Source organism: Streptomyces alkaliterrae, assembly GCF_007097205.2.
GTDB classification, from domain to species: domain Bacteria; phylum Actinomycetota; class Actinomycetes; order Streptomycetales; family Streptomycetaceae; genus Streptomyces; species Streptomyces alkaliterrae.
In genome coordinates this window covers 1-4,297 of sequence record NZ_VJYK02000390.1, presented here as the reverse complement: position 1 = coordinate 4,297, position 4,297 = coordinate 1, and the positions used below count along the sequence as shown (strand labels likewise).

The following is a 4,297-nucleotide window of genomic DNA, read 5'->3' as shown; positions in this document are numbered from 1 at the left end:
GCCGGGGTGGGTCTGGGCGCGGGCCTCGGGTCCGGCGCCGCCGGCGGTCACCGGCGTGTCGGGCACGTCCAGTTCGGTCGGGGCGACGGCCTGGGCGGCCGGGGAGCGGCCGGCCCAGGCGAGCAGCCACAGCCGCGTGGCGTAGGCGGCGGTGAGCAGCGCCGTGACGAGCCCTGCGACGAGCACGATCCAGCCGGCGGCGACCGGGATGCCCGCGACCGGGTCCAGTGCGGCGTGCTCGGCGGCGGCCAGCACGGCCTCCTTGGAGAAGAAGCCGCTGAAGGGAGGGATGGCGGCGAGCGCGAGCAGACCGATCGTCATGGTCCAGAAGGCGTCCGGCGCGCGGCCGCGCAGTCCGGTGGTCCGGGCCATCGCGGTCAGCGAGCCGGTGCCGGCGGCGGCGATCAGGACGCCGGCGGCGAGGAACAGCAGCGCCTTGAAGGCGCCGTGGGAGAGGAGGTGGAACGTGGCGGCGGAACGGTTGCCGACGGCGAGGGCGCCGGCGAGATAGCCGAGTTGTCCGATCGTCGAGTACGCCAGGACGCGTTTCACGTCGTCCTGGGCGAGCGCCGCGAGCGCCGAGCCGACCATCGTCAGCGCGGCCATCACCGCGAGCACCACCAGCGCCGCGGCGGACGCGGTGAACACCGGCAGCAGCCGGGCCACGACGTACACACCGGCGGCGACCATCGTCGCCGCGTGGATCAGCGCGGAGACGGGCGTCGGGCCGGCCATCGCGTCCGGCAGCCAGCTGTGCAGCGGGAACTGCGCCGACTTGCCGGCGACACCGGCGAGCAGCAGCAGCGCGATCACCGTCGGGTGGCTGAGTTCGAAGTCGGAGAGCTGGGAGGTGAGGCGGGCGGTGATCGTGGAGATCCGGAAGGTGCCGGCCTCCGACGCCAACGCCAGGATGCCGATCAGGAAGGGGACATCACCCAGCTTGGTGACCAGGAACGCCTTCAGCGAGGCCGAGCGGGCCGCCGCCGTCTCCCAGTAGTGACCGACCAGGAAGTAGGAGCAGATGCCCATGACCTCCCAGCCGACCAGCAGCACGATCAGATCGTCGCTGTAGACGACCAGCAGCATCGCGGCGGTGAACAGGGACACCAGGGCCGCGTAGGAGGGGTAGCGCGGGTCGTCGCGCAGATAACCGGTGGAGTAGAGCTGGACGCAGGTGGCTACGAGGCCGACCAGCACGGCCACCAGGACCGCGAAGCCGTCCAGGTGGAAGGCGAGGTCGATCGGCAGCAGTTCGTTGCCGGTCGGGGTGAGCTGGGTGGCGGCGTTCAGCGCGTCCGGTCCGACTCCCCCGCCCTGCCGCACGGCCACGAGTACGGCAAGGGCGAACGCGGCCAGGGTCGGCAGGACGGCGAGCGGGCGTACGAAGCCGGGCGCGCGGCGGCCGGCGGCGAGGCCGGCGCAGGCGCCGAGGAAGGGGAGCAGCGGTACGAGTACGGCGAGGGTCGTGGTACTCACGCGGTGACCTCTCCCTTCGGCGCGGCGGCGGCCGATGCCGCCGGCCGGGACGCGGCGCCGTCACCGGCGTTGCTGTCGTCGCTGTTGTCGTCGCTGCCGTCGTCGCTGCCCGGGTCGCGTTCGACGAGGTCGCGCAGCTCGTCCAGGTTGGAGCTGCCCCGGTTGCGGTAGACGAGCAGCACGATCGCCAGGCCGATGCCGATCTCGGCGGCGGCCACCGCGATGGTGAACAGCGTCAGCGACTGGCCGGCGTGCAGTTCGTCGCGCAGCCAGACGTCGAAGGCGACCAGGTTGAGGTTGACCGCGTTGAGCATCAGCTCGACGGAGATCAGCACCAGCACGACGTTGCGTCGGGCCAGCACCCCGTACAGGCCGACGCTGAACAGCAGCGCGGCGAGCACGGCGGGATAGGCGAGATGCATGTCTAGCGCCGCTCCTTCTTCCGTCGGGACAGCACGATCGCGCCGACCAGGGCGGCGAGCAGCAGCAGCGACAGCGCCTCGAACGGCAGCACCCAGTGCCGGAACAGGCTGCGGCCCACGATCTCCGTGCTGCCCTGCGGCACGTCCAGGTCGATCCACGCCGTCCGGAAGGCGTCCACGACGACGGTGACCAGCGTTGCCGCCGTGGCGAGCGCGACGGCCAGGGCGACCCAGCGGTTGCCCGAGTCGGCGTCGGGCGAAGGGCCGATGGGCGCCTTCGTGAGCATCAGCCCGAAGAGGAGGAGGACGACGACGGAGCCCACGTAGATCAGCACCTGCACCCAGGCGATGAACTCGGCCGTCAGCAGCAGGTAGAGCACGGCGACGCCGCCCAGCGCGACCACCAGCCACAGCGCGGCGTGCACCAGCTGCCGGCTGGTCACCGCGAGCACGGCCCCGCCCAGCGTGACCAGGCCGACGAGGAGGAACGCGATCTCGACACCGGTGGGCGACAGGAAGCCCTGTTCGGCGCTCAGGGACACAAGCCCGCTCATGCGTCTCCCCCGCCCTCGCCGCTCGCGGATTCGTCGGCCGCAGCCCGCGCGGCGGCCAGCTTGTCGGCGGCCTTCCGCGCGGCGGCGATCTCCTTGGGTTCCTCCGCCGCCTCGTCCAGCGGCGGCGGCTCCGGCACGGTCCACATCCACTCGCGGAGCTTGTCCCGCTCGTGGGTGAGGTCGCGGATGTCGGTCTCGGCGTACTCGAACTCCGGCGACCAGAACAGCGCGTCGAAAGGACACACCTCGATGCAGATACCGCAGTACATGCAGAGCGAGAAGTCGATCGCGAACCGGTCGAGCACGTTGCGGCTGCGCTCCCGACCGCCGGGCGCGGCGGCCGGAAGGGTCTCCTTGTGCGAGTCGATGTAGATGCACCAGTCCGGGCACTCGCGGGCGCAGAGCATGCAGACCGTGCAGTTCTCCTCGAACAGTCCGATGACACCACGGCTACGGGCGGGCAACTCGGGCTGCACGTCGGGATAGTGCGCGGTCACCGAACGACGGGTCATCGTCCGCAGGGTGACGGCCAGGCCCTTGGCCAGGCCGGAACCGGGGAGGCCCATCAGAGGAACACCACCTTCACGACGCCGGTGAGCGCGATCTGGAACAGCGCCAACGGCACCAGGCACGTCCACGCGAACCGCTGGATCTGGTCGGCGCGGAGCCGGGGCCAGGCCACCCGCATCCAGATCACGAGGAAGCACAGGGCCGCTGTCTTGAGCAGCATCCACAGCCAGCCGAGCTGGTCGGCGAACGGCCCGTGCCAACCGCCGAGGAAGAGCACCGCCGTCAGCGCCGAGACCACCACGATGCCGGCGTACTCGGCGAGCATGAACAGCGCGAACCGCAGACCGCCGTACTCCGTCAGCGGGCCGAAGATGATCTCCTCGGGCGCGAGCGGCGCGTCGAACGGCGGGCGGTGCAGCTCGGCGATACCGGCCGTGAAGAACACAAACGCGCCGATCAGCTGCCAGGGCAGCCACCACCACTGCCAGCTCTCCAACATGCCGGGCAGCGACAGCGTGCCGGCCGCCATCGCCACGGAGGCCGCGGCCAGCAGCAGCGGCAGCTCGTACGCCATCAGCTGGGCGGCGGTGCGCATACCGCCGAGCAGCGAGTACTTGTTCGCCGACGCCCAGCCGCCCATCACCTGGCCGAGCACACCGACACCCAGCACGGCGAGCACAAAGAAGATGCCCGCGTCGACGACCTGCCCGACCACGCCGTTCGGCGCGATCGGGATGGCGATCAGTACCAGCATGTACGGCACAAGCGCGACGGCCGGCGCGAGTTGGAACACGCGGCGGTCGGCGGCGGCCGGCACCACGTCCTCCTTCTGCGCGAACTTCACACCGTCGGCGACAAGCTGCGCCCAGCCGTGGAAGCCGCCGGCGTACATGGGGCCGACGCGACCCTGCATGTGCGCCATGACCTTGTGCTCCGTCTGCCCGACCAGCAGCGGCAGCGTCAGGAACGCGACCAGGACGGCGAGCAGCCGCCAGGCGACGTCGAAGAACTCCATCAGTCCTCGCCCTCCGACCGATCAGCCTCGGAAGCCTCGGCGTCGGGGCGACGTTCCGAGGCGGAAGCCCCGGCGTCACCCGCGTCACCGTCACCCACCGGGCGGTCGGCCCCCTCCGCCGGGCGGCGTGCGTCGTCAGCCGGACGACCGGCGCCCTCGGCCGGGCGCCCCGTACCTCCCGCAGGCCCGTCGGTGCTCTCCACCGGACGGTCGGCGTCGTTCGCCGCACGATGCCCGCCCGTTGCCGGGCGGTCGGCGGACTCCGCCGGGCGGTCGGCGGCGGTCGCCGGGCCGGGCGGGGTCGCTGGCTCGTCGTGGGC

General features: G+C 71.9%; 5 protein-coding genes and 1 pseudogene. All 6 read right to left on the bottom strand.

The window, feature by feature from the left end; genetic code table 11:
* Positions 1-1,476, bottom strand: a 1,476-nt coding sequence (locus tag FNX44_RS24330; RefSeq protein WP_143651113.1) for an NADH-quinone oxidoreductase subunit 5 family protein, incomplete at its 3' end; no start/stop codon positions are given.
* Positions 1,473-1,898, bottom strand: coding sequence for an NADH-quinone oxidoreductase subunit NuoK (gene nuoK / locus FNX44_RS24325; RefSeq protein ID WP_143651111.1), 426 nt, complete (start codon positions 1,896-1,898; stop codon positions 1,473-1,475). The genes FNX44_RS24330 and nuoK, both read right to left, overlap by 4 nt.
* Positions 1,899-1,900: 2 nt before the next feature.
* Positions 1,901-2,452, bottom strand: coding sequence for an NADH-quinone oxidoreductase subunit J family protein (locus tag FNX44_RS24320; protein WP_143651109.1), 552 nt, complete (start codon positions 2,450-2,452; stop codon positions 1,901-1,903).
* On the bottom strand, positions 2,449-3,018 hold the full coding sequence (locus FNX44_RS24315) for a NuoI/complex I 23 kDa subunit family protein (protein WP_173019276.1): 570 nt from the start codon (positions 3,016-3,018) through the stop codon (positions 2,449-2,451). The genes FNX44_RS24320 and FNX44_RS24315 overlap by 4 nt, the downstream gene beginning before the upstream one ends.
* Complete coding sequence (locus tag FNX44_RS24310; RefSeq protein WP_407699172.1) at positions 3,018-3,977, bottom strand: complex I subunit 1/NuoH family protein; 960 nt, start codon at positions 3,975-3,977, stop codon at positions 3,018-3,020. The genes FNX44_RS24315 and FNX44_RS24310 overlap by 1 nt, the downstream gene beginning before the upstream one ends.
* Positions 3,977-4,297 (bottom strand): annotated as a pseudogene (locus tag FNX44_RS29230) (hypothetical protein); the annotation flags it as partial. The pseudogene FNX44_RS29230 and the gene FNX44_RS24310, both read right to left, overlap by 1 nt.